This is a genomic window from Pseudomonas sp. RW407, from assembly GCF_003176655.1.
Classification (GTDB): Bacteria; Pseudomonadota; Gammaproteobacteria; order Pseudomonadales; family Pseudomonadaceae; genus Pseudomonas; species Pseudomonas delhiensis.
In genome coordinates, this window is sequence record NZ_QGSL01000107.1 from 574,263 (window position 1) to 593,023 (window position 18,761).

The 18,761-nt window shown below is 69.4% G+C and carries 17 protein-coding genes and 1 riboswitch; of the genes, 8 read left to right on the forward strand and 9 right to left on the reverse strand.

From position 1 onward, the window contains the following. The first annotated feature begins 1 nt into the window (after position 1). From prmC to DK254_RS26660, 4 genes are all read left to right on the forward strand, one after another. Positions 2 to 832, forward strand: a complete 831-nt coding sequence (prmC, locus tag DK254_RS26645) for a peptide chain release factor N(5)-glutamine methyltransferase (protein ID WP_109936235.1) — start codon at positions 2 to 4, stop codon at positions 830 to 832. After that, positions 826 to 1,581, forward strand: a complete 756-nt coding sequence (locus DK254_RS26650) for a molybdopterin-synthase adenylyltransferase MoeB (RefSeq protein ID WP_109936236.1) — start codon at positions 826 to 828, stop codon at positions 1,579 to 1,581. Before prmC ends, DK254_RS26650 begins: the two co-directional genes overlap by 7 nt. Next, complete coding sequence (gene murI / locus DK254_RS26655) at positions 1,574 to 2,368, forward strand: glutamate racemase (RefSeq protein WP_109936237.1); 795 nt, start codon at positions 1,574 to 1,576, stop codon at positions 2,366 to 2,368. Before DK254_RS26650 ends, murI begins: the two co-directional genes overlap by 8 nt. 126 nt (positions 2,369 to 2,494) lie before the next feature. Then, the gene (locus DK254_RS26660) at positions 2,495 to 3,019 is read left to right on the forward strand and encodes an acyloxyacyl hydrolase (RefSeq protein WP_109936238.1); all 525 of its coding nucleotides are present in this window, start codon (positions 2,495 to 2,497) and stop codon (positions 3,017 to 3,019) included. Between the two features lie 251 nt (positions 3,020 to 3,270). On the opposite strand, the gene phrB is transcribed toward DK254_RS26660, so the two are convergent. From phrB to DK254_RS26680, 4 genes are all read right to left on the reverse strand, one after another. Further along, entirely contained in the window at positions 3,271 to 4,761 is a 1,491-nt protein-coding gene (gene phrB, locus DK254_RS26665; RefSeq protein WP_256595963.1) for a deoxyribodipyrimidine photo-lyase, read from the reverse strand. Then, positions 4,758 to 5,708, reverse strand: a complete 951-nt coding sequence (locus tag DK254_RS26670; RefSeq protein WP_109936239.1) for a MerR family transcriptional regulator — start codon at positions 5,706 to 5,708, stop codon at positions 4,758 to 4,760. The genes phrB and DK254_RS26670 overlap by 4 nt, the downstream gene beginning before the upstream one ends. After that, positions 5,698 to 6,657 carry a DUF523 and DUF1722 domain-containing protein gene (locus tag DK254_RS26675; protein WP_109936240.1) on the reverse strand — a complete coding sequence of 320 codons (960 nt, stop codon included), beginning with the start codon at positions 6,655 to 6,657 and terminating at the stop codon, positions 5,698 to 5,700. The genes DK254_RS26670 and DK254_RS26675 overlap by 11 nt, the downstream gene beginning before the upstream one ends. A gap of 117 nt (positions 6,658 to 6,774) precedes the next feature. After that, positions 6,775 to 7,758, reverse strand: coding sequence for an NAD(P)/FAD-dependent oxidoreductase (locus DK254_RS26680; protein ID WP_109936241.1), 984 nt, complete (start codon positions 7,756 to 7,758; stop codon positions 6,775 to 6,777). Positions 7,759 to 8,025: 267 nt separating this feature from the next. Here DK254_RS26680 and DK254_RS26685 point away from each other — a divergent pair, with 267 nt between their 5' ends. Together DK254_RS26685 and hemH are read left to right on the forward strand one after the other, a co-directional pair. Next, positions 8,026 to 8,952 carry a TIGR01777 family oxidoreductase gene (locus DK254_RS26685; RefSeq protein ID WP_109936242.1) on the forward strand — a complete coding sequence of 309 codons (927 nt, stop codon included), beginning with the start codon at positions 8,026 to 8,028 and terminating at the stop codon, positions 8,950 to 8,952. Between the two features lie 9 nt (positions 8,953 to 8,961). Then, a complete protein-coding gene (hemH, locus tag DK254_RS26690; RefSeq protein WP_109936243.1) occupies positions 8,962 to 9,987 on the forward strand; it encodes a ferrochelatase in 1,026 nt (341 codons plus the stop codon). 357 nt (positions 9,988 to 10,344) lie between these two features. Here hemH and DK254_RS26695 read toward each other — a convergent pair whose 3' ends face one another. Next, positions 10,345 to 12,486, reverse strand: a complete 2,142-nt coding sequence (locus DK254_RS26695) for a methyl-accepting chemotaxis protein (protein WP_109936244.1) — start codon at positions 12,484 to 12,486, stop codon at positions 10,345 to 10,347. Positions 12,487 to 12,679: 193 nt separating this feature from the next. Here DK254_RS26695 and DK254_RS26700 point away from each other — a divergent pair, with 193 nt between their 5' ends. Beyond that, positions 12,680 to 13,501 carry a M48 family metallopeptidase gene (locus DK254_RS26700; RefSeq protein WP_109937309.1) on the forward strand — a complete coding sequence of 274 codons (822 nt, stop codon included), beginning with the start codon at positions 12,680 to 12,682 and terminating at the stop codon, positions 13,499 to 13,501. A gap of 79 nt (positions 13,502 to 13,580) precedes the next feature. Next, on the forward strand, positions 13,581 to 14,564 hold the full coding sequence (locus DK254_RS26705; RefSeq protein WP_109936245.1) for an NAD-dependent epimerase/dehydratase family protein: 984 nt from the start codon (positions 13,581 to 13,583) through the stop codon (positions 14,562 to 14,564). 218 nt (positions 14,565 to 14,782) lie between these two features. Here the strand turns inward: DK254_RS26705 and DK254_RS26710 are convergent, their stop codons facing one another. From DK254_RS26710 to DK254_RS26725, 4 genes are all read right to left on the reverse strand, one after another. Then, complete coding sequence (locus tag DK254_RS26710; RefSeq protein WP_109936246.1) at positions 14,783 to 15,226, reverse strand: ketosteroid isomerase-related protein; 444 nt, start codon at positions 15,224 to 15,226, stop codon at positions 14,783 to 14,785. A gap of 85 nt (positions 15,227 to 15,311) precedes the next feature. Continuing rightward, positions 15,312 to 15,893 carry a TMEM165/GDT1 family protein gene (locus DK254_RS26715; protein WP_109936247.1) on the reverse strand — a complete coding sequence of 194 codons (582 nt, stop codon included), beginning with the start codon at positions 15,891 to 15,893 and terminating at the stop codon, positions 15,312 to 15,314. Positions 15,894 to 15,973: 80 nt separating this feature from the next. Then, a riboswitch (yybP-ykoY riboswitch) is annotated at positions 15,974 to 16,111 on the reverse strand. Between the two features lie 39 nt (positions 16,112 to 16,150). After that, positions 16,151 to 17,617 carry an amino acid permease gene (locus DK254_RS26720; RefSeq protein WP_109937310.1) on the reverse strand — a complete coding sequence of 489 codons (1,467 nt, stop codon included), beginning with the start codon at positions 17,615 to 17,617 and terminating at the stop codon, positions 16,151 to 16,153. Between the two features lie 124 nt (positions 17,618 to 17,741). Further along, positions 17,742 to 18,746 carry a class I SAM-dependent methyltransferase gene (locus DK254_RS26725; protein WP_109936248.1) on the reverse strand — a complete coding sequence of 335 codons (1,005 nt, stop codon included), beginning with the start codon at positions 18,744 to 18,746 and terminating at the stop codon, positions 17,742 to 17,744. Positions 18,747 to 18,761 lie beyond the last annotated feature (15 nt).

Here is an 18,761-nt window from a genome sequence, read left to right on the forward strand (position 1 = left end):
CATGGCCACCATCATGACCCTGCTCGCCGAAGCGCAATTGCCCGACTCGCCCAGCGCGCGCCTGGACGCCGAGCTGCTGCTGGCCGCCGCCCTGGGCAAGCCGCGCAGCTTCCTGCGCACCTGGCCGGAGCGGGTGGTCGACCGCGAGGTGCGTGAACGCTTCGAAGGCTGGCTGGCGCGCCGCCGCGCCGGCGAGCCGGTGGCCTACATCCTCGGTCGCCAGGGCTTCTGGAGCCTGGACCTGGAAGTGGCGCCGCACACCCTGATCCCGCGCCCGGACACCGAGCTGCTGGTGGAAGCCGCCCTGCAGTTGGTGCCGGCCAGCCCGGCGCGGGTGCTCGACCTGGGCACCGGCACCGGCGCCATCGCCCTGGCCTTGGCCTGCGAGCGCCTGAGCTGGCAGGTCACCGGCGTCGACCGCATTCCCGAGGCCGTGGCCCTGGCCGAGCGCAACCGCGAGCGCCTGCGCCTGGCCAATGTCGGCTTCCGCCAGAGCCACTGGTTCTCCGCGCTGGAAGGCGAGCGCTTCGCCCTGATCGTCGGCAACCCGCCGTACATTCCCGGCAACGACCCGCACCTGCAGCAGGGCGACGTGCGCTTCGAGCCGAAGAGCGCGCTGGTGGCCGGCACCGACGGCCTCGACGACATCCGCCTGATCGTCGGCCAGGCCCCGCGCTTCCTCGAGCCGGGCGGCTGGCTGCTGCTGGAGCACGGCTACGACCAGGGCCCGGCGGTGCGCGACCTGCTGCTGGGCAATGGTTTCCGCGAGGTGGAAAGCCGCCGCGACCTCGGCGGCCACGAACGCATCAGTCTGGGGCGCCTGCCATGTTGAACGACGAAGAACTGCTGCGCTACAGCCGGCAGATCCTCCTGCCGCAGATCGACATCGACGGCCAGCTGCGCCTGAAGAATGCCCGTGCGCTGATCGTCGGCCTCGGCGGCCTGGGCTCGCCGGTGGCGCTGTACCTGGCCGCGGCCGGCGTCGGCGAGCTGCACCTGGCCGACTTCGACAGCGTCGATGTGACCAACCTGCAGCGCCAGGTGGTGCACGACAGCACCCAGGTCGGGCGCAGCAAGGTGGACTCGGCGATGGCCCGCCTGGCCGCCATCAACCCGCAGGTGAAGCTGGTGCCGCACCGCCAGGCGCTGGACGGGGATTCCCTGGCCGCGGTGCTGGCCCAGGTCGACCTGGTGCTGGACTGCTGCGACAACTTCTCCACCCGCGAGGCGGTCAACGCCGCCTGCGTCGCCGCCGGCAAGCCGCTGGTCAGCGGCGCGGCCATCCGTCTGGAAGGCCAGCTCTCGGTGTTCGACCCGCGCCGCGACGACAGCCCCTGCTACCACTGCCTCTACGGCCATGGCAGCGAAACCGAGCTGACCTGCAGCGAGGCCGGCGTGGTCGGGCCGCTGGTGGGCCTGGTGGGCAGCCTGCAGGCGCTGGAGGCGCTGAAGCTGCTGGCCGGCTTCGGCGAGCCGCTGGTAGGCCGCCTGTTGCTGGTGGACGCCTTGGGCACGCGCTTCCGCGAGCTGCGCGTGAAGCGCGACCCGCAGTGCTCGGTCTGCGGCGTAACGCATGGCTGACGAGCGGCCGATAGGCGTCTTCGACTCCGGCGTCGGCGGCCTTTCGGTGCTGCGCGAGATCCGCGCGCGGGTGCCCGACGAATCGCTGGTGTACCTGGCCGACTGCGGCCACGTGCCCTATGGCGAGAAAACCCCGGAATACATCCGCGAGCGCTGCCGGCGTATCGCCGAATTCCTCATCGCCCAGGACTGCAAGGCCCTGGTGCTGGCCTGCAACACCGCCACCGCGGCGGCCGCCTCCGACCTGCGGGAGCGTTATCCACAGCTGCCGATCCTGGCCATGGAGCCGGCGGTGAAGCCGGCCGCGGCGGCGACCCGCAGCGGCGTGGTCGGCGTGCTGGCCACCACCGGCACCCTCAAGAGCGCACGCTTCGCCGCCTTGCTCGACCGCTTCGCCAGCGACGTGCGGGTGGTCACCCAGCCCTGCCCGGGGCTGGTCGAGCGCATCGAGGCCGGCGACCTGGACGGGCCGCAGACCCGCGAACTGCTCCAGGGCTTCGTCGAGCCGCTGCTGGCCGAAGGCTGCGACACCCTGATCCTCGGCTGCACCCATTACCCCTTCCTGCGCCCGCTGCTGGGCCGGATGCTGCCGAGCGGGGTGTCGCTGATCGACACCGGCGCCGCGGTGGCCCGCCACCTGCAGGCATCGCTGGTCGGCCGTGGCCAGCAGGCACTGGGGCCGGCAAAAAAAACGCACTTCTTCACCAGCGGGGCGGTCGAGATGTTCGAGAGGGTGTTGCCGGTGTTGTGGGGCCTTGATGGATCGGTCAGATTTTTTGCCGATTAAGCAAAGCAGATTCTGAAGAGGCGTAACAATCTGCTGACAATTCCCAGGCCTAATCTGGCAATTCGCCTTATAATCGTTAGCTATTCGCGGGGATTTTTCATTCAGCTTATCCATAAGGATCTTTCGATGAAGAAGCTACTCTCGCAGGCCGCCTTGGCCGCAATCATGATGGTGGGTGCCGCCGGCGCAGCGCAGGCCGCGAATCTGACCGCCGCGGCAGGCGCCACCGGCCAGGGCGACGTGGCCCTGCGCCTGGGTGCGAGTTTCGACTGGGACAAGACCTGGTGGGAAAGCGGTACCGGCCACCTGACCGGCTACTGGGACACCGGCGTCACCTACTGGGGCGCCGGTGACCGCGCGGGTGCCCGTTATTCGCTGTCCTTCTCGCCGGTGTTCGTCTACCAGTTCAATGGCGACAGCGTGAAGCCCTTCATCGAGGCCGGCATCGGCATCGCCGGCTTCAGCGGCTCCGAGGTCGGCGACCATGACCTGGGCAGCGCCTTCGCCTTCGAGGACCGCCTGGGCTTCGGCCTGAAGTTCGCCGGCGGCCAGTCGGTGGGCATCCGTGCCATCCACTACTCGAATGCCGGGCTGTCGATGCCCAACGACGGCATCGAGTCCTACAGCCTGTTCTACAGCCATCCGCTGTAAGAATTTTGCTGTACGAAAAAACCGGCCCAGGTGGCCGGTTTTTTCATGCCCTGGGTTTACGAGCCATTCTCCGGAAATCCGTAGGGCGGACGTTAGTGTTCCGGCCGACGGCGGATAACCCGGCACGATTCGCGGATGAGATCCGCTCCGACGTCTCGCCCACATCGTTCCCATGTAGGAGCGGGTAGCACCGCATCCGGAGTGCTCTTCGTAGGAGCGAGCTTGCTCGCGAACAGACTCCGCTGCGGGGCTCATTCGCGAGCAAGAACTAGGCGTCCCCCCTCGCTCCTACGAGAAGCCGTGCTCGCCTGGGCGGATTCAGCCCCCGGCAGATTGCGGAAAGCCTCCAGCACCCGCTCGCGGCTCGCCGCCAGGTCGAGCATCGGCGCCGGGTAGCCGGGCGCGCCGAACAGCCCCAGGCGCGATGGCTCGTGCAGGCTTTCGCCGTCCAGTTGCGCCAGCTCCGGCAGCCACTGGCGCAGGAAGCGCCCGTGGGGATCGAAGCGGCGCGACTGCGCCAGCGGGTTGAACAGGCGGAAGTAGGGCGCGGCGTCGGTGCCCGTGGAGGCGCTCCATTGCCAGCCGCCGTTGTTCGCCGCCAGGTCGCCGTCGACCAGGTGGCGCATGAACCAGCGTTCGCCTTCGCGCCAGTCGATCAGCAGGTTCTTGCTGAGGAACATGGCCGTGAGCATGCGCAGGCGGTTGTGCATCCAGCCGGTGGCCAGCAACTGGCGCATCGCCGCGTCGATGATGGGGAAACCGGTACGCCCCTGCTGCCAGGCTTCCAGGTCCGCCGGCGCGTGGCGCCAGGGCAGTGCCTCGGTCTGTGCGCGGAAGGCGCGGCCGCGGCTGACCTGCGGGAAGCCGACCAGGATGTGCTTGTAGAACTCGCGCCAGAGCAGCTCGTTGATCCAGGCCACGGGGCCCGGGCCGCCGCTCTCGAACTCGCCCCGGTTGTTCGCCAGCGCCGCGTGCAGGCACTGGCGCGGCGAGAGCACGCCGGCGGCCAGGTAGGCGGAGAGCTGGCTGGTACCGTCGAGGTCTGGGCGGTCGCGTCGTTCGTGGTAATGCGCCAGGTCGTCCTCGGCGAAGCCGGCCAGGCGCTCGCCGGCGGCCTTTTCCCCGGCGGGCCAGAACTCGCGCGCCTGGGCGGCGCTGGGCGCGAAGCCGGGCAGTTCGTCGGGCACGGGGTCGCTGGCCACGTCCAGTGGCGCCTGCGGTGGCGGCGCCGGCAGGCAGGCGGGCAGGGCGCTGGCCAGGCGCTGGTAGCAGAGCTTGCGGAACTGGCTGAAGACCTGGAAGTAGGCGCCGCCGCGGGTGAGCAGGCTGCCGGGGGCGAAGAACAGCTGGTCCAGGTGGCTGTGGAAGCCCACCCCGGCTTCGGCCAGGCGCCGCTTCACCGTCTCGTCGCGGCGGCTTTCGTGGAGGCCGTATTCCTCGTTCACCCGTACCGCGGCGATGCCCAGCGTTTGGCACAGCTGCAGCAGGACTTCGGGTGCCTGGCACCAGGTATCCGCTTCGCGCACCAGCAGCGGGATGTTCAGCCGCGCCAGGTCGTGCCGCAGCGCCTGCAGGTTGCGCAACCAGAAGTCGACCTTGTTCGGCGAGTCGTCGTGGGCGCGCCACTGGCCGGGGCTGAGCAGGTAGCAGGCGATGACCGGACCGGCCTGCGCCGCGGCGGCCAGGGCGGTGTTGTCGTGCACGCGCAGGTCGCTGCGCAGCCAGAGCAGTTGGCGCCTCATTCGCCGCCCCCGCCGTTGAGCAGGCCCAGTGCCTGCAGGGTGGCGCGCGCCTGCAGCGGGTCCTGCGCCAGGTGCAGGCCCGGGTGGCTGCCGCGCTGCAGGTCGGCCAGCTCCCGCGCGTGGATGTTCACGCTGGCGCCCACCAGCAGGGTGGGGCAGATGCAGCCGTCGAGCAGGCGCGCCAGGTGCGTCGGGCTCAGGCTCTGGTCGGAGTAGAGGAGCAGGGCGCGCGGGTTCAGGCGCTGTTCGACCAGGGCGATCTCGGCGCAGGACAGCGGGCCGTCGAACACCTGCACCGGGCAGCCGGCGGCGCTGGCCAGCCAGGCGCACAGCCAGTGGCCGGTCTCCCGCGGGTGCTCCGACTGGTTCACCAGCAGCAGTGGCCGCCCCTGCTGCTGGCGGTTGTAGTGGTACAGGCGGCCGCCGAGCTTGCTGCGCAGCCAGGAATGGTAGAGCAGGCGCTCCAGGCCGCTGCCGAACTGGCCCTGCCAGCGCTGCTGGAGGTCGCGCTGCAATGGCAGCATCAGGTGCTCGCACAGCGTCTGCGCCGGGTAGATCGACAGGGCGCCGTTGAACAGCTCGTCCAGGCGCTGTTCGTCGAGCCGGGCGATGGCGCCCAGCGCCTGCTGGCGCAGGTCGTCCCAGGGCGAGTGGGTTGCGGCTGCCGCCCGTGGCGGTTCGTCGAGCAGGTCGCGCACCTTGCCCACCGCCACGCCGCGTTCCAGCCAGGTGAGGACGTGGCGGATGCGCTCCAGCTGCTCGGTGGAGTACAGGCGGTGGCCCTTGGCGGTGCGCTGGGGGACGACCAGCCCGTAGCGGCGCTCCCAGGCGCGCAGCGTCACCGGGTTCACCCCGGTGCGCCGCGCCACTTCGCTGATGGGCAGCCAGCCGGCGGCCAGCGCCTGGCGATAATCGTCGGGAAGGGTGTCGCTTCGTTCAGATGGCATTGCGTAGACCCAGGGCCTCGGGGTGGGGTTGCAGGTACGCCTGGCGGGCGATGTACGGGTGCGGGTGGCGGCGGAAGTGGTGCTTGAGCAGCGCCAGGGGCACCACCAGCGGCACGTCGCCGTGGCGGTACTGCTCGATCAGCCGCTGCAGTTCGGCGCGGTCGTCCGCCGCCAGGGCTCGCTTGAGGTAGCCGGCCAGGTGCTGCAGCACGTTGCTGTGGCTGCCGCGGCTGGCGCAGTGGCCCAGCGCCTGGCTGAAGGTGCGGTAGTACAGCGGGCCGAAATGCTCCGCCGGGTGCCGGCCGATATCCGCCAGCTGGTGGCCCAGCTCGGCGTACAGGCGCGGGTGGTGGGCGAGCAGCTGGTACTTGTAGCGCGAGTGGAAATCGAGGATCGCCTTGTGCGTCAGCCCGGCGCGGCACAGGGCGAGCCAGTCGAGATGGGCGTAGACGCGGGTGACGAAGTTCTCGCGCAGGCGGGGATCGTGCAGGCGGCCTTCCTCTTCCACCGGCAGCTCGGGGCGGGCGGCGCAGAAGGCTTCGGCGAACAGGCCGCGGGCAATCGCCAGGGGCGGCTGGCCGTCGTCGGGGTAGAGCTTGACGCGGTGCAGGCCGCAGGAGGGGGACTTCTGCATGAAGATGAAGCCGCCCAGTTCGTCCAGCTGGCCGGCCTGCTCCGCGCCATGGCGACGCAATGCCGCACTGTGGTCCAGGGTCGCATCGCGGCTGTCCACGGCGCGCGGCCGGGCGGCCTCGCCGACCAGGCGCAGGGTCGGGCGCGGCACGCCCAGGCCGATGGCGACTTCCGGGCACAGCGGGACGAAATCGAAATGCCGGGCAAGGTCCTCCAGGCACAGGCGCGAAGCCTTGTGCCCGCCGTTGTAGCGGACGTTCGCGCCGAGCAGGCAGGCGCTGATGCCGAGCCTGGGCCGGGGAGGGGAAGTGGACATGGTCTGGCCCTGTACAAGTAGGCTTCACGTGTACAACTATTTTTCAGCATAGGCCGGGAGTTGTACAGCGGCAAATTGCTTGTACAGGGTGCGGCGCCCTGGTGGGCGCCGTCGGGCTCAGAGGTGCTGCAGCAGCCGGCGGGCCGCTTCCAGGCCGCTCAGCCAGGCGCCCTCGACGCGGCCGGAAAGGCACCAGTCGCCGCAGGCGTAGATGCCCAGGTCGGCGTCGGCCAGCGCGCCCAGCTGGTGCGCTTCCAGCGGCCGGGCATAGAGCCAGCGATGGGCCAGGGCGAACACCGGCGCCGGCACCGCGCAGCCGATCATTTCGGCGAAGGTGCCCAGCAGGTGCTCGATGACCGTTTCCTTGGGTTTGTCGATGTTCTGCCGGCTCCAGCTGCTGCTGGCGTGCAGTACCCAGGTGTCCATGTGCTCGTCGCGGCCGGGCTTGCAGCGGTTGCTGGCCATCCAGGTCAGCGGGCCTTCCTGGACGAAGCAGCCCTGCACCGGCGTCTGCAGGGGGTCGGCGAAGCCCAGGGCCACGGCCCAGGTCGGCTCCATGGCGATGCTCGCCGCCGCCGCCGCCAGCTTGGGCGCGCCGGCCAGCAGCGCCGCGGCCTGGGGCGCCGGGGTGGCGACCAGGACGTGGCTGAACGGGCCGTGGTTGCAGCCTTCGGAGTCCTGCAGGTGCCAGTGGTGCTCGCCGCGGAAGACTTCGGTGATGCGGCAGGAGAAGGTGACCTGCAGGCCCTGCAGCAGCGCACGGGTGATGGCGCTCATGCGCGGCGTGCCGACCCAGCGCGGCTGCTCGTCCGGCGACGGGCTGAGCATGCCGTCGCGGTACTGGTACAGGGCCGGGTCCCACTCGGCGACCCAGCCGGCGTCGCGCCAGTGCTGGATGGCGTCGAGGAAGCGGCGGTCGCGGGCGGTGAAGTACTGGGCGCCGAGGTCGAGCGCGCCAGCGTCGCTGCGCTTGCTCGCCATGCGGCCGCCGCTGCCGTGGCCCTTGTCGAAGAGCTGGACTTCCTGTCCCGCGTCGAGCAGGGCGTGGGCGGCTGAGAGTCCGGCGATTCCGGTGCCAATGATGGCAATGGGGGCGCTCATGACATGCCTCGTAGGTTGTTGTGTTCAGGTTAGCGAGTCGAACAACCTTGTACAATCGGTTTTATTTGTATAGTTGTTCGGTCGCCGTTCGAACGGTCGAGCGGAATTCCGTCCACGCTTCGTGGCCATTCCTTCGGGGGCGTCGCGTATCGGTTCCGGCATTTACAGCGTAGACGTTCGCCACACTCGGACGGGTGCGGTAATGCAAGCGCCGTTCCCTCGTCCAGACTGATGGTAGGTGTGGGAGTTCAGCGCAAGGAGGTTCAGATGCACATCTTCATTACCGGCGGTACCGGCCTGATCGGCCGCCGCCTGTGCCGCCACTGGAGCGCCGCCGGCCATCGGCTGACGGTGCTGAGCCGCCGCCCGGAGCGCGTTGCCGACCTTTGCGGCAGCGAGGTGCGGGGCGTTTCCAGCTTCGAGGCGGTGGGCGACGAGCCGGTCGACGCGGTGGTCAACCTGGCCGGCGAGCCCATCGCCGAGCGGCCCTGGACGGCAAGGCGCAAGGCGTTGCTGTGGGACAGCCGGGTACGCCTCAGCGAGCGCCTGGTGGAGTGGCTGGAGGGGCGCAAGCAGCGGCCGTCGGTGCTGATCAGCGGCTCGGCGGTGGGCTGGTACGGCGATGCCGGCGAGCGGCCACTGGACGAAGGCAGCGCGGCGGCAGGCGAGGATTTCGCCAGCGAGCTGTGCCTGGCCTGGGAGCAGATCGCCCTGCAGGCCGAGGGCCTCGGCATCCGCGTGGTGCGCCTGCGCACCGGGCTGGTGCTGGCGCCGGAGGGCGGCTTCCTCGCCCGCCTGCTGCCGGCCTTCCGCTTCGGCCTGGGCGGCCAGCTGGGCAACGGCCGGCAATGGATGTCCTGGGTGCACATCGAGGACATGATCGGCCTGATCGATTTTCTCTTGCAGCGAAGCGACGCCAGCGGTCCGTATAATGCCTGCGCGCCGCAGCCGGTGCGCAACCGCGATTTCACCCGGGCGCTGGGGCAGGCCCTGCACCGCCCGACCCTGCTGGGCGTGCCGGCCTTCGCCCTGCGCACCCTGCTCGGCGAGCTGTCGCTGCTGTTGCTCGGCGGCCAGCGCGTGGAGCCACGGCGCCTGCTGGAAGCCGGCTTCGTGTTCCGCTACAACGATCTGCCGGCCGCCCTCGGCGATGTCCTCGCGCATCGCCCGGCGGCCGCCGCCCACCGTCACTAAGGATGCTGCATGACCCTCAACGCCCTGCTGCTGGTCAACCTGGGCTCGCCGGCCTCGACGGAGGTGGCCGATGTGCGCCGTTACCTGGACCAGTTCCTCATGGACCCGTACGTCGTCGACCTGCCCTGGCCGGCGCGGCGCCTGCTGGTGTCGCTGATCCTGCGCAAGCGCCCGGAGGAGTCGGCGCATGCCTATGCCTCCATCTGGTGGGACCAGGGCTCGCCGCTGGTGGTGATCAGCCGCCGCCTGCAGCAGGTCATGCGCAAGTACTGGCCGCATGGCCCGGTGGCGCTGGCCATGCGCTACGGCCAGCCGTCCATCGAGAACGCCCTGCTGGACCTCTACGAGCAGGGCGTGCGCCGGGTGACCCTGGCGCCGCTGTACCCGCAGTTCGCCGACAGCACCACCACCACCGTCATCGAGGAGGCCCGGCGGCTGATCCGCCAGCTCGGCCTGCATGGCATGCGCCTGATGGTGCTGCCGCCGTTCTACGCCGAGCCGGAATACCAGCAGGCACTGGTGACCAGCGTGCAGCCCTACCTGGAGCAGCCCTACGACCACCTGCTGCTGAGCTTCCACGGCCTGCCCGAGCGGCACATCCGCAAGCTGGTGGGCGACCGCAACCACGACCTCGACGCCGCCGACAGCCGCCACGTGCGCCCGGAAGTCCTGGCGCTGTGCTACCGCAGCCAGTGCCTGCGCACCGCGGAGCTGTTCGCCGAGCGCGCGGGCCTGGAGAAGGGCCGCTGGTCGGTGTCGTTCCAGTCGCGGCTGGGCCGCGCCAAATGGATCGGCCCCTACACCGATGCGCAGCTGGAGGTCCTGGCGAAGCAGGGCGTGAAGCGCCTGCTGGTGATGTGCCCGGCCTTCGTCGCCGACTGCATCGAGACCCTGGAGGAAATCGGCCAGCGCGGCCGCGAACAGTTCATCGCCGCCGGCGGCGAGGAGCTGGTGCTGATCCCCTGCCTGAACGACCAGCAGGCCTGGGCGCTGGCGCTGGCGCGGTTGTGCGAGCGGTTGCCGGAGCCGTTGTGAGGCAAAACGGCGGATAACGCCATAGGCGTTATGCGCCCTACGCGCAGCCGTTAGCGCGTGCGTGGTGTGAGGATGATGCCTGGCTTCCAGGCCACTCGGGACAGCCCCTCTCCCGCTTGCGGGAGAGGGGCTCTTGGGCCCGGCACCTGGTTCGTAGGGCGAATAAGCGTTCGCGGTTATCCGCCGTTGGCCCGGAATGCCGGCGCCCGGCGAAAACGGCGGATAACGCCGTAGGCGTTATGCGCCCTACGCGCATGCCGTTAGCGCGTGCGTGGTGTGGGGATGATGCCCGGCTTCCAGGCCACTCGGGACAGCCCCCTCTCCCGCTTGCGGGAGAGGGCTGGGGAGAGGGGCTCTCTAGACCTTGAACTGATTCACCAGCCGCCGCTGCTGCTCGGCCAGCCTGGTCAGCTCGGCGCTGGCCTGGGAGGCTTCGTCGGCGCCGCCGGCCACCTGGTTGGCGACCAGGCCGATGTTGGCGACGTTGCGGTTGATGTCCTCGGCCACCGCGCTCTGTTCCTCGGCGGCGCTGGCGATCTGGGTGTTCATGTCGTTGATCACCGATACCGCCTGGGTGATCGACTCCAGCGCCTGGGCGGCCTCGTGGGCGTGGCGCACGCTGTCGTCGGTCTTCTCCTGGCTCTGCTGCATCACCTGTACCACTTCGCGGGTGCCGTTCTGCAGTTGCTGGATCATCGTCTGGATTTCCTGGGTGGCCTGCTGGGTCTTCTGCGCCAGGTTGCGCACCTCGTCGGCCACCACGGCGAAGCCGCGGCCCTGCTCGCCAGCCCGCGCCGCCTCGATGGCGGCGTTGAGCGCCAGCAGGTTGGTCTGCTCGGCGATGCCGCGGATGGCCACCAGGATGGCGTTGATGTTCTCGCTGTCGCGGGCCAGCGACTGCACTACGCCGACCGCGCGGCCGATCTCGGTGGCCAGGGCCTGGATCGCCGCTGAGCTGCTCTCGACTATCTGCCTGCCCTGGTGCGCGGCCTGGTCGGCGTGGCTGGCCGCTTCCGCCGCGTGGGTGGCGTTGCGCGCCACGTCCTGGGCGGTGGCGGTCATCTCGTGGACGGCGGTGGCCACCAGCTCGATCTCCGCCAGCTGCTTCTGCACGCCCTGGTTGGTGCGGATGGCGATGTCCGCGGTGTGCTCGGAGGAGTCGCTGACGTGCTGCACCGAGGTCACCACCTGGCCGATCATGCCCTGCAGCTTGCCGAGGAAGGTGTTGAAGCCGCGGGCGATGGAGCCCAGCTCGTCGGCGCGCTCGCTGGCGAGGCGGCGGGTGAGGTCGCCTTCGCCCTGGGCGATGTCGTCGAGCATGCCCACCAGCTGGCGCAGCGGGCGGGCGATGCCGTGGCCCACCAGCCAGATCACCAGCAGGCCGCCGGCGGCGATGAGCAGGCCGACCAGGGTCATGCCCAGGGTGTCGGAATCGCTCTGCGCCTTGAGCGCGCCCTGCAGTTGCTTGAGTTCGCCGAACACGGCCTGCCGCGGGATTTCCAGCATCAGCGTCCAGCGTGTGCCGGTGTCGCCGATGGCGAAGGGCAGGAACACGGCGATGGTATCGCGGGCTTCGTCCTGCTGGTACAGCGGCTGCTCGCCCTGCAGCTTGCCGAGGCTGGCGGCCTGGGAGGCGTCGAGTACCTTGTCGGCCGGTTCGCCGAGCTTGCCGGCGTCCTTGGTGTAGGCCACCAGGCGGCCGTTGGCGGAGATCAGCGCGAGTTCGCCGGCGCCGTCGTACAGGGTGCTGTCGGCGGCCTTGAGCAGGTCCTGGATGAAGTCCAGGGACAGGTCGGCGCCCACCGCGCCGCGGAACTGGCCGTCGACCAGGATGGGCGCGTTGAAGGACGACATCAGCACCATCCTGCCGCCCATCTCATAGGGCGCCGGGTCGATCACACAGGGCTTGTGGCGTTCCTTCGGGCACAGGTAGTACTCGCCCTCGCGCACGCCGGTGGGCAGCACCTTCTGGCTTTCCAGGGTGTCGCCCATGGCTTCCACGGTGAGGCTGCCGTCGGCCTTGCGGTACCACCAGGGCATGAAGCGCCCGCTGGCGTCGTAGCCGGCGCCGGTCTGCCCGGCGTAGAGGCTGTCGGGGCCGGCGAAGGCGCCGGGTTCCCAGCCGGCGAAGGCGTCCAGCAGCTTGGGGTTCTGCTGCACCGTCTGGCGCAGCAGGTTGGACATCTCGCCGCGGCTGATGCCCAGCAGCGGCTTGCCTTCGGCGTCCTTGCCGTCCATCAGCATGTTGGCCTGGGCCAGGCCCTTGACCACCGTCAGCGGGTATTCCAGTTCGCGCTGGATCTGGCTGGCCTGGGCGCGCGCCAGGGCCACCAGGCGTTCGTTGATGACCTTTTCCAGCAGCGCCTGGGTACGTTCCTGCACCAGCGTCTGGGTGCGCCCGCCGGCGAACAGGGCATACAGCACCAGCGCCACCACCACTGCCAGCACGCTGGCCCCCGCCAGCGCCACCACGGAAAACTGGATCGACTTGAACTTCATGACGAAATACCCGCGTACCAGGGACAGCCTGTTCCGCTGTATCGGCAGGACTTCAGCGTTTCCTTAGGAAATGCCTTGTAATGGGTTGTAACGCCCTTGTGTCGTCTCCCTCGCACAGCGGTTGCCGGCCATCGGGGGGCGGCCTACCATTGCGCGCTGTCCAAGGGAGAATGCAATGCTTCAGGAGAGCATCATGTCCAGCGTATTCCGTTTCGCCGGCCTGGCCGCGGCCCTGCTGCTGGCCGGCTGCCAACAGGTGAACACCACCAGCGGCGGCGCCGTCGGCGTCGAGCGCAAGCAGTACATGTTCAGCATGCTGTCGAGCCAGCAGGTCGACCAGATGTACTCGCAGTCGTACCAGAAGACCCTCACCGACGCGACTTCCGCGGGCAAGCTGGACAACGGCAGCAGCGACGCCAAGCGCGTCAAGGCCGTGGCCGCGCGGCTCATCCCGCAGACCGGCTCGTTCCGCCAGGACGCCCCGGGCTGGGACTGGCAGGTCAACGTGATCAAGAGCGACGAGCTCAACGCCAACTGCGGCCCCGGCGGCAAGATCATCTTCTACAGCGGCCTGATCGACCAGTTGAAGCTCACCGACGACGAGATCGCCGCGGTGATGGGCCACGAGATCGCCCACGCCCTGCGCGAGCACGGCCGCGAGCAGATGTCCCGGGCCTACGCCGTGCAGATGGGCGAGAACCTCGGCGGCGCGCTGCTGGGCATGGGCCAGACCAGCATGCAGCTGGCCGACCAGGTGGTGCAGTACAGCCTGACCCTGCCCAACAGCCGGCAGAACGAGACCGAGGCCGACCTCATCGGCCTGGAGCTGGCCGCCCGCGCCGGCTACAACCCCCAGGCCGCGCTGACCCTGTGGGAGAAGATGGGCAAGGCGGGCGGCGATGCGCCGCCGGAGATCCTCAGCACCCACCCGGCGGACAGCACGCGCATGGCCAACCTGCAGGCCGCCATTCCCAAGGTGATGCCGCTGTACGAGCAGGCCAAGGGCCGCAATTGACGAGCGGGGGGATCGACGCCGTCGATCCGTTGCAGCCGGCCGCCCGCGCGGCCGGTTCGACCATCACCAGGGAGCGCCAGTGAAAATCGCAGTACTCGGAGCCACCGGGCTCCTCGGCCATCATGCCGCGCGCGCCATCAAGGCCGCCGGCCACCAACTGGTGCTGATCCACCGTCCGTCCTCGCAGATCCAGCGCCTGGCCTACCTGGAGCCGGAATGCCGGGTCGCCGAACTGTTCGACTACAAGGGGCTGGAACGCGCCCTGAGCGGGCTGGACGCGGTGATCTTCAGCGCCGGCTACTACCCGCAGCGGCCGCGCCGCTGGCAGGAGGAGGTGGCCAGCGCCCTGGACCAGACCAACCACTTCTACGCGGCCTGCCAGCACAACAAGGTGTCGCGCATCCTCTACGTCGGCTCGGCCTTCGCCATGCCCATGCACCCCCAGGGGCTGCCCGGCCACGAGGGGCTGTTCTACGAGAGCCTGCCCACCGGCAAGAGTGCCTATGTGATGTGCAAGTGGGCGCTGGACGAACAGGCCCGCGAACAGGCCCGCGGCGGCCTGCCGGTGGTGATCGGGATTCCCGGCATGGTGCTGGGCGAGCTGGACATGGGGCCGACCACCGGGCGCCTGATCACCGCCATCGGCCGCGGCGAGATGTCCCACTACGTGCCGGGCCGACGCAACGTGATCGACGCCGGCGAAGCGGGGCGCGGCCTGCTGATGACCCTGGAGCGCGGGCGCATCGGCGAACGCTACCTGCTCACCGGGCACAACGTGGAGATGGCCGAGCTCACCGCCACCATCGCCCGCCTGCTGGGCCGCCCGGCGCCGCAGCCGATGCCGCTGCACCGCGCCCGCGCGCTGGCCACCCTGGGCCGCTGGCGCTACCGCCTGACCGGCAAGCTGCCGCTGCTGGACGACACCGCCATCGAGGTGATGGCCGGCGGGCAGTTCCTCGACGGCCGCAAGGCCCGCGAGGAAATCGGCTTCGAAAGCCACGTGCCGCTGGAAGACACCCTGCACCGCGCCATCGACTGGTTCCACGCCAACGGGTACCTGTAGGCGCAACAGTCTTGCCGACTGCGCCATGTCCGCACGGGAAATGCCGTGCCTTACCGCAAACTGTAGGAGCGGGCCTTGCCCGCGATTCGCGCGCAGGGCGCGCTCCTACATTGGAATGGCGTGGGTGGGGGGTGTAGGCACGGATCCTATCCGCGAAACGCGCCGATACGTCCGGCTATCGTGGACAAGGTCCGCTCCTACAAGAGAAGGGCGCTGCCTCAGGGCAGCGCCTGCTCCGCCAGCGGGCGGTTCTGCAGGCCCATCTGGCTGCGGAAGCTTTCCATATCGATCAGCGTGCACAGCTCCTGCAGCTTGCCGTGGCTGTTGAATACCCACAGGGCCATGCCGGGGATGCTGAGCACCTTGTCGCTGGCCGGGTAGCCGAAGGCGGGGCGGCTGATGGTGCCGACCAGGGTGCTCCAGGTGAACACCTTGTGGCCCTCGCCGATGCATTCCTCGACCACCACTTCCAGGTCGTCCATGGACGTGCGGATGCCCTCGATCAGCTGCCGGTAGCCGGCGCTGTCCAGGGGCTGGGCGGAGAAGCTGCTCTTGTAGAGGAAGTCCGGGCTGTGCAGCTGGGTGGCCAGGGCCAGGCGGCCCTTGTTCCAGCTCAGGTCGATGTGCTGGCGGGCGAGGCGTTTCAGGTCCTTGTCAGTCATGGCTGTTTCCTTCAGCTAGGGACGACAGTTGTCACTGTAGGCCTGTGGCATGGCGGCGGCATTGGCCGCCACGCCGAAGCGGCCGTCAGAACAGCCCTGACAGCTGGGCGGCGTGCCAGGCCGCGACCAGGCCCAGCACGGCGAAGGCGCAGGCGGCCAGGCGGCGGATCAGCGCCAGCGGCAGGCGCTCGGCGGCGAAGTTGCCGGCCAGCACCACCGGCACGTTGGCCAGCAGCATGCCGATGGTGGTGCCCAGCACCACCAGCCAGAAGTGCGGGTACTGCGCGGCCAGCATCACGGTGGCGACCTGGGTCTTGTCGCCCATCTCGGCGAGGAAGAAGGCGATCAGCGTGGTGAGGAAGGGGCCGAACCTCTTCAGGCCGCCCTCTTCGTCGTCATCCAGCTTGTCCGGCACCAGGGTCCAGGCCGCCACGGCCAGGAAGGAGGCGGCCAGCAGCCAGCTCAGGGCGGCTTCGGAGAAGAAGGTGGAGACCCATTTGCCCACGGCGCCGGCAGCGAAGTGGTTGACCAGGGTAGCGACGACGATGCCGGCGATGATCGGCCAGGGCTTGCGGAAGCGCGCGGCGAGGACGAGGGCGAGCAGTTGCGTCTTGTCGCCGATTTCGGCGAGGGCAACCACCAGGATGGGGACGAACAGGGATTCCATCAGGCTTTCCTAAGGGGGCGGGTCGACTAATCACCGATGACACGCGCCATCCGCCCACCCCGGGTCGGATCGCTCGTGTCATAGGTCTTGTCAAACCCGGGCCCGACTGCTGCGGGCCTTGGGGCCGCACGCGCCATGGTCTGCGGACCAAGTGTGTTGACGCGTGCCGGGCGAGGGCGGGAGCCGCTCGCGGGAGACTACTCCCCTAGGACGGGGCGCATTCTGCCCAAGTCGTCCGGCTTGGGCAAGCCTGACTTTCAGTCGACGTCGCGGCCGGAGGTGACGTCCATCTCCTCGTAGCGGACGAAGCGGCTGCCGTTCTTCAGGCGGTAGCCCCACCAGATGGCGAGGAACAGCGGCAGGCTGACGTAGGTGGCGACCAGCCCGGTCCAGTCGATGTGCTCGCCGACGAACGCCTGGTAGTTCTGCCCGAGGGTGATCGCCAGGCACAGGGCGAAGGCGAACAGCGGGCCGAAGGGGAACCACTTGGCGCGGTAGGGCAGGTCGTCGAGCTTGCCACCCTGCAGCAGGTAGCCCTTGCGGAAGCGGTAGTGGGAAATGGCGATGCCCAGCCAGACGATGAAGCCGCACATGCCCGAGGTGTTGAGCAGCCAGGTGTAGACGGTCTTGTCGCCGATGAAGCTGCTGAGGAAGCACAGGCCGCCGATCAGCGTGGTGGCGTAGAGCGCATAGCGCGGCACGCCGCTCTGCGAGATCTGCCGGAACAGGCGCGGCGCCTGGCCATGCAGGGCCATGGTGTAGAGCATGCGGGTGGAGGCGTACATCCCCGAGTTGCCGGCGGAGAGGATCGCCGAGAGGATCACCGCGTTCATCACCCCGGCGGCCGCGGCCAGGCCGGCGCGCTCGAAGAGCAGGGTGAAGGGCGAGGTGCTGATGTCGCTGCTGTCGGTCTTGAGCAGGTTCGGATCGGTGTAGGGGATCAGCATGCCGATGACGAAGATCGACAGGATGTAGAACATCAGGATCCGCCAGAACACCTGGCGGATGGCGATGGGGATCGACTTGTGCGGGTGCTCCGACTCGCCGGCGGCGACGCCGATCAGCTCGGTGCCCTGGAACGAGAAGCCGGCGATCATCGCCACCCCGACCATGGCCTGCAGGCCGCCGACGAAGGGCGCATCGCCGGTGGTGAAGTTGCTGAAGCCGGGGGAGTCGATGCCGTGCATGATGCCGAAGATGCTCGCCAGGCCGATGCCGATGAAGATCACCACGGCCACCACCTTGATCAGCGCGAACCAGAACTCGCTCTCGCCGAAGCCCTTCACCGAGAAGAAGTTGAGGCCGAACATGATGGCCAGGAAGATCGCGCTCCAGTACAGGCCGGGCACGTCGGGGAACCAGAAGTGCATCACCAACTGCGCGGCCACCAGTTCCGCGGCGATGGTCACCGCCCAGTTGTACCAGTAGTTCCAGCCCATGGCGAAGCCGAAACCGTCGTCGATGAAGCGGCTGCCGTAGGTGGAGAAGGAGCCGGAGTCGGGGATGTAGGCGGCCATCTCGCCCAGGCTGGTCATCAGGAAGAACACCATCAGGCCGATCAGCGCGTAGGCCAGCAGCGCGCCGCCGGGGCCGGCGGTGGCGACGGTGCTGCCGGAGGCGACGAACAGCCCGGTGCCGATCGAGCCGCCGATGGCGATCATGTTCAGGTGCCTGGGCTTGAGCGAGCGCTTCAGGTGCGCGGGGGTCTTTTCCGGCGACTTCACGAAGGTCAGCTCGGCTTCTTTCACGGTGCTTTTCACGGCGATCCTCGGCTCGTGAGGCGCGCCGGCTGGGCGCGCCCTTTTCGGTCTGGTGGAGTGTAGTGGGCCCGCGACGAGGCGCCCGGGCTCAGGGGCGGCGGCCGCTGTAGATGCGGAAACCGTCGCCCTCGGCGAGGCTGCGGCAGGGGCCCAGGTGCTGTTCGATCAGCGGCGGGTACTTGAGGAAGCTGTTGGCCACCAGGCGCAGTTCGCCGCCCGGCCGCAGGTGCTGCGCGGCCTCGCGCAGCAGGCGTTCGCTGGCCTGGTAGTCGGTGTGCACGCCCTGGTGGAAGGGCGGGTTGCTGACGATGGCGGCCAGGCCCGGGGGCGCCGCGTCGATGCCGTCGCCGCCGATCACCTCGCCTTCCAGGCCGTTGGCGGCGAGGGTCAGGCGGCTGCTTTCCAGGGCGAAGGCGTCGACGTCGAGCAGGCTCAGGCGGCTGGCCGGGTAGCGGCGCTTGAGCACCGCGCCGAGCACGCCGGCGCCGCAGCCGAAGTCCAGCACGTGGCCTTCGGGCAGGCCGTCCAGGTGTTCCAGCAGCAGGGCGCTGCCGCGGTCCAGGCGGCCGTGGCTGAACACGCCGGGCAGGGTGACCACCTGCAGTTCGCCGTCGGCCAGTTCCAGGCTGTAGCGCTGGGCCAGGGCGTGCAGGTCGGGACAGGGCAGGGCGCCATCGACGCTGGCGTGCCACAGCTGGCAGTGCCGCGCGCTGTCGAGCTTGGCGGCCTTGGCCAGGGCGCCGAGCTGTTTGGCGGCGCGTTCGACGCCGGCGCGTTTCTCGCCCACCAGGTACAACTGGCCGCCGGGCACGCGGCTGGCCAGGGCGGCCAGCAGGTAGTCGGTCAGCTCGCGGGACTTGGGCAGGAACAGCACGGCGGCGTCGAACTCGCCGCTTGGCGGCGTCACGCCGAAATGGCAGCGCCCCGGGTAGCGGCCGTCCAGCAGCCGCTGCTCGCCGGCGTGCCAGCTCCAGCCCAGGGCCTGGGGCAGCTCGCCGAGCAGGCCGTCGGCGGGCAGGCCGGCCAGCAGCACGCGGCCGGCGAAACGTTCGATCTGGCGCAGCAGCACCTCGCTGGTAGGGGCGTAGGACATGCGGCCTCCTGAAAA

What these genes read in the sequence shown, in the direction of transcription:
- hemH (WP_109936243.1), top strand. Translation starts at nt 8,962, where the DNA reads ATGACCCTCAACGCCCTGCTGCTGGTCAACCTGGGCTCGCCGGCCTCG.
- DK254_RS26695 (WP_109936244.1), bottom strand. Translation starts at nt 12,486, where the DNA reads ATGAAGTTCAAGTCGATCCAGTTTTCCGTGGTGGCGCTGGCGGGGGCC.
- DK254_RS26650 (WP_109936236.1), top strand. Translation starts at nt 826, where the DNA reads ATGTTGAACGACGAAGAACTGCTGCGCTACAGCCGGCAGATCCTCCTG.
- murI (WP_109936237.1), top strand. Translation starts at nt 1,574, where the DNA reads ATGGCTGACGAGCGGCCGATAGGCGTCTTCGACTCCGGCGTCGGCGGC.
- DK254_RS26710 (WP_109936246.1), bottom strand. Translation starts at nt 15,226, where the DNA reads ATGACTGACAAGGACCTGAAACGCCTCGCCCGCCAGCACATCGACCTG.
- prmC (WP_109936235.1), top strand. Translation starts at nt 2, where the DNA reads ATGGCCACCATCATGACCCTGCTCGCCGAAGCGCAATTGCCCGACTCG.
- DK254_RS26700 (WP_109937309.1), top strand. Translation starts at nt 12,680, where the DNA reads ATGTCCAGCGTATTCCGTTTCGCCGGCCTGGCCGCGGCCCTGCTGCTG.
- DK254_RS26725 (WP_109936248.1), bottom strand. Translation starts at nt 18,746, where the DNA reads ATGTCCTACGCCCCTACCAGCGAGGTGCTGCTGCGCCAGATCGAACGT.
- DK254_RS26660 (WP_109936238.1), top strand. Translation starts at nt 2,495, where the DNA reads ATGAAGAAGCTACTCTCGCAGGCCGCCTTGGCCGCAATCATGATGGTG.
- DK254_RS26675 (WP_109936240.1), bottom strand. Translation starts at nt 6,657, where the DNA reads ATGTCCACTTCCCCTCCCCGGCCCAGGCTCGGCATCAGCGCCTGCCTG.
- phrB (WP_256595963.1), bottom strand. Translation starts at nt 4,761, where the DNA reads ATGAGGCGCCAACTGCTCTGGCTGCGCAGCGACCTGCGCGTGCACGAC.
- DK254_RS26685 (WP_109936242.1), top strand. Translation starts at nt 8,026, where the DNA reads ATGCACATCTTCATTACCGGCGGTACCGGCCTGATCGGCCGCCGCCTG.
- DK254_RS26680 (WP_109936241.1), bottom strand. Translation starts at nt 7,758, where the DNA reads ATGAGCGCCCCCATTGCCATCATTGGCACCGGAATCGCCGGACTCTCA.
- DK254_RS26670 (WP_109936239.1), bottom strand. Translation starts at nt 5,708, where the DNA reads ATGCCATCTGAACGAAGCGACACCCTTCCCGACGATTATCGCCAGGCG.
- DK254_RS26715 (WP_109936247.1), bottom strand. Translation starts at nt 15,893, where the DNA reads ATGGAATCCCTGTTCGTCCCCATCCTGGTGGTTGCCCTCGCCGAAATC.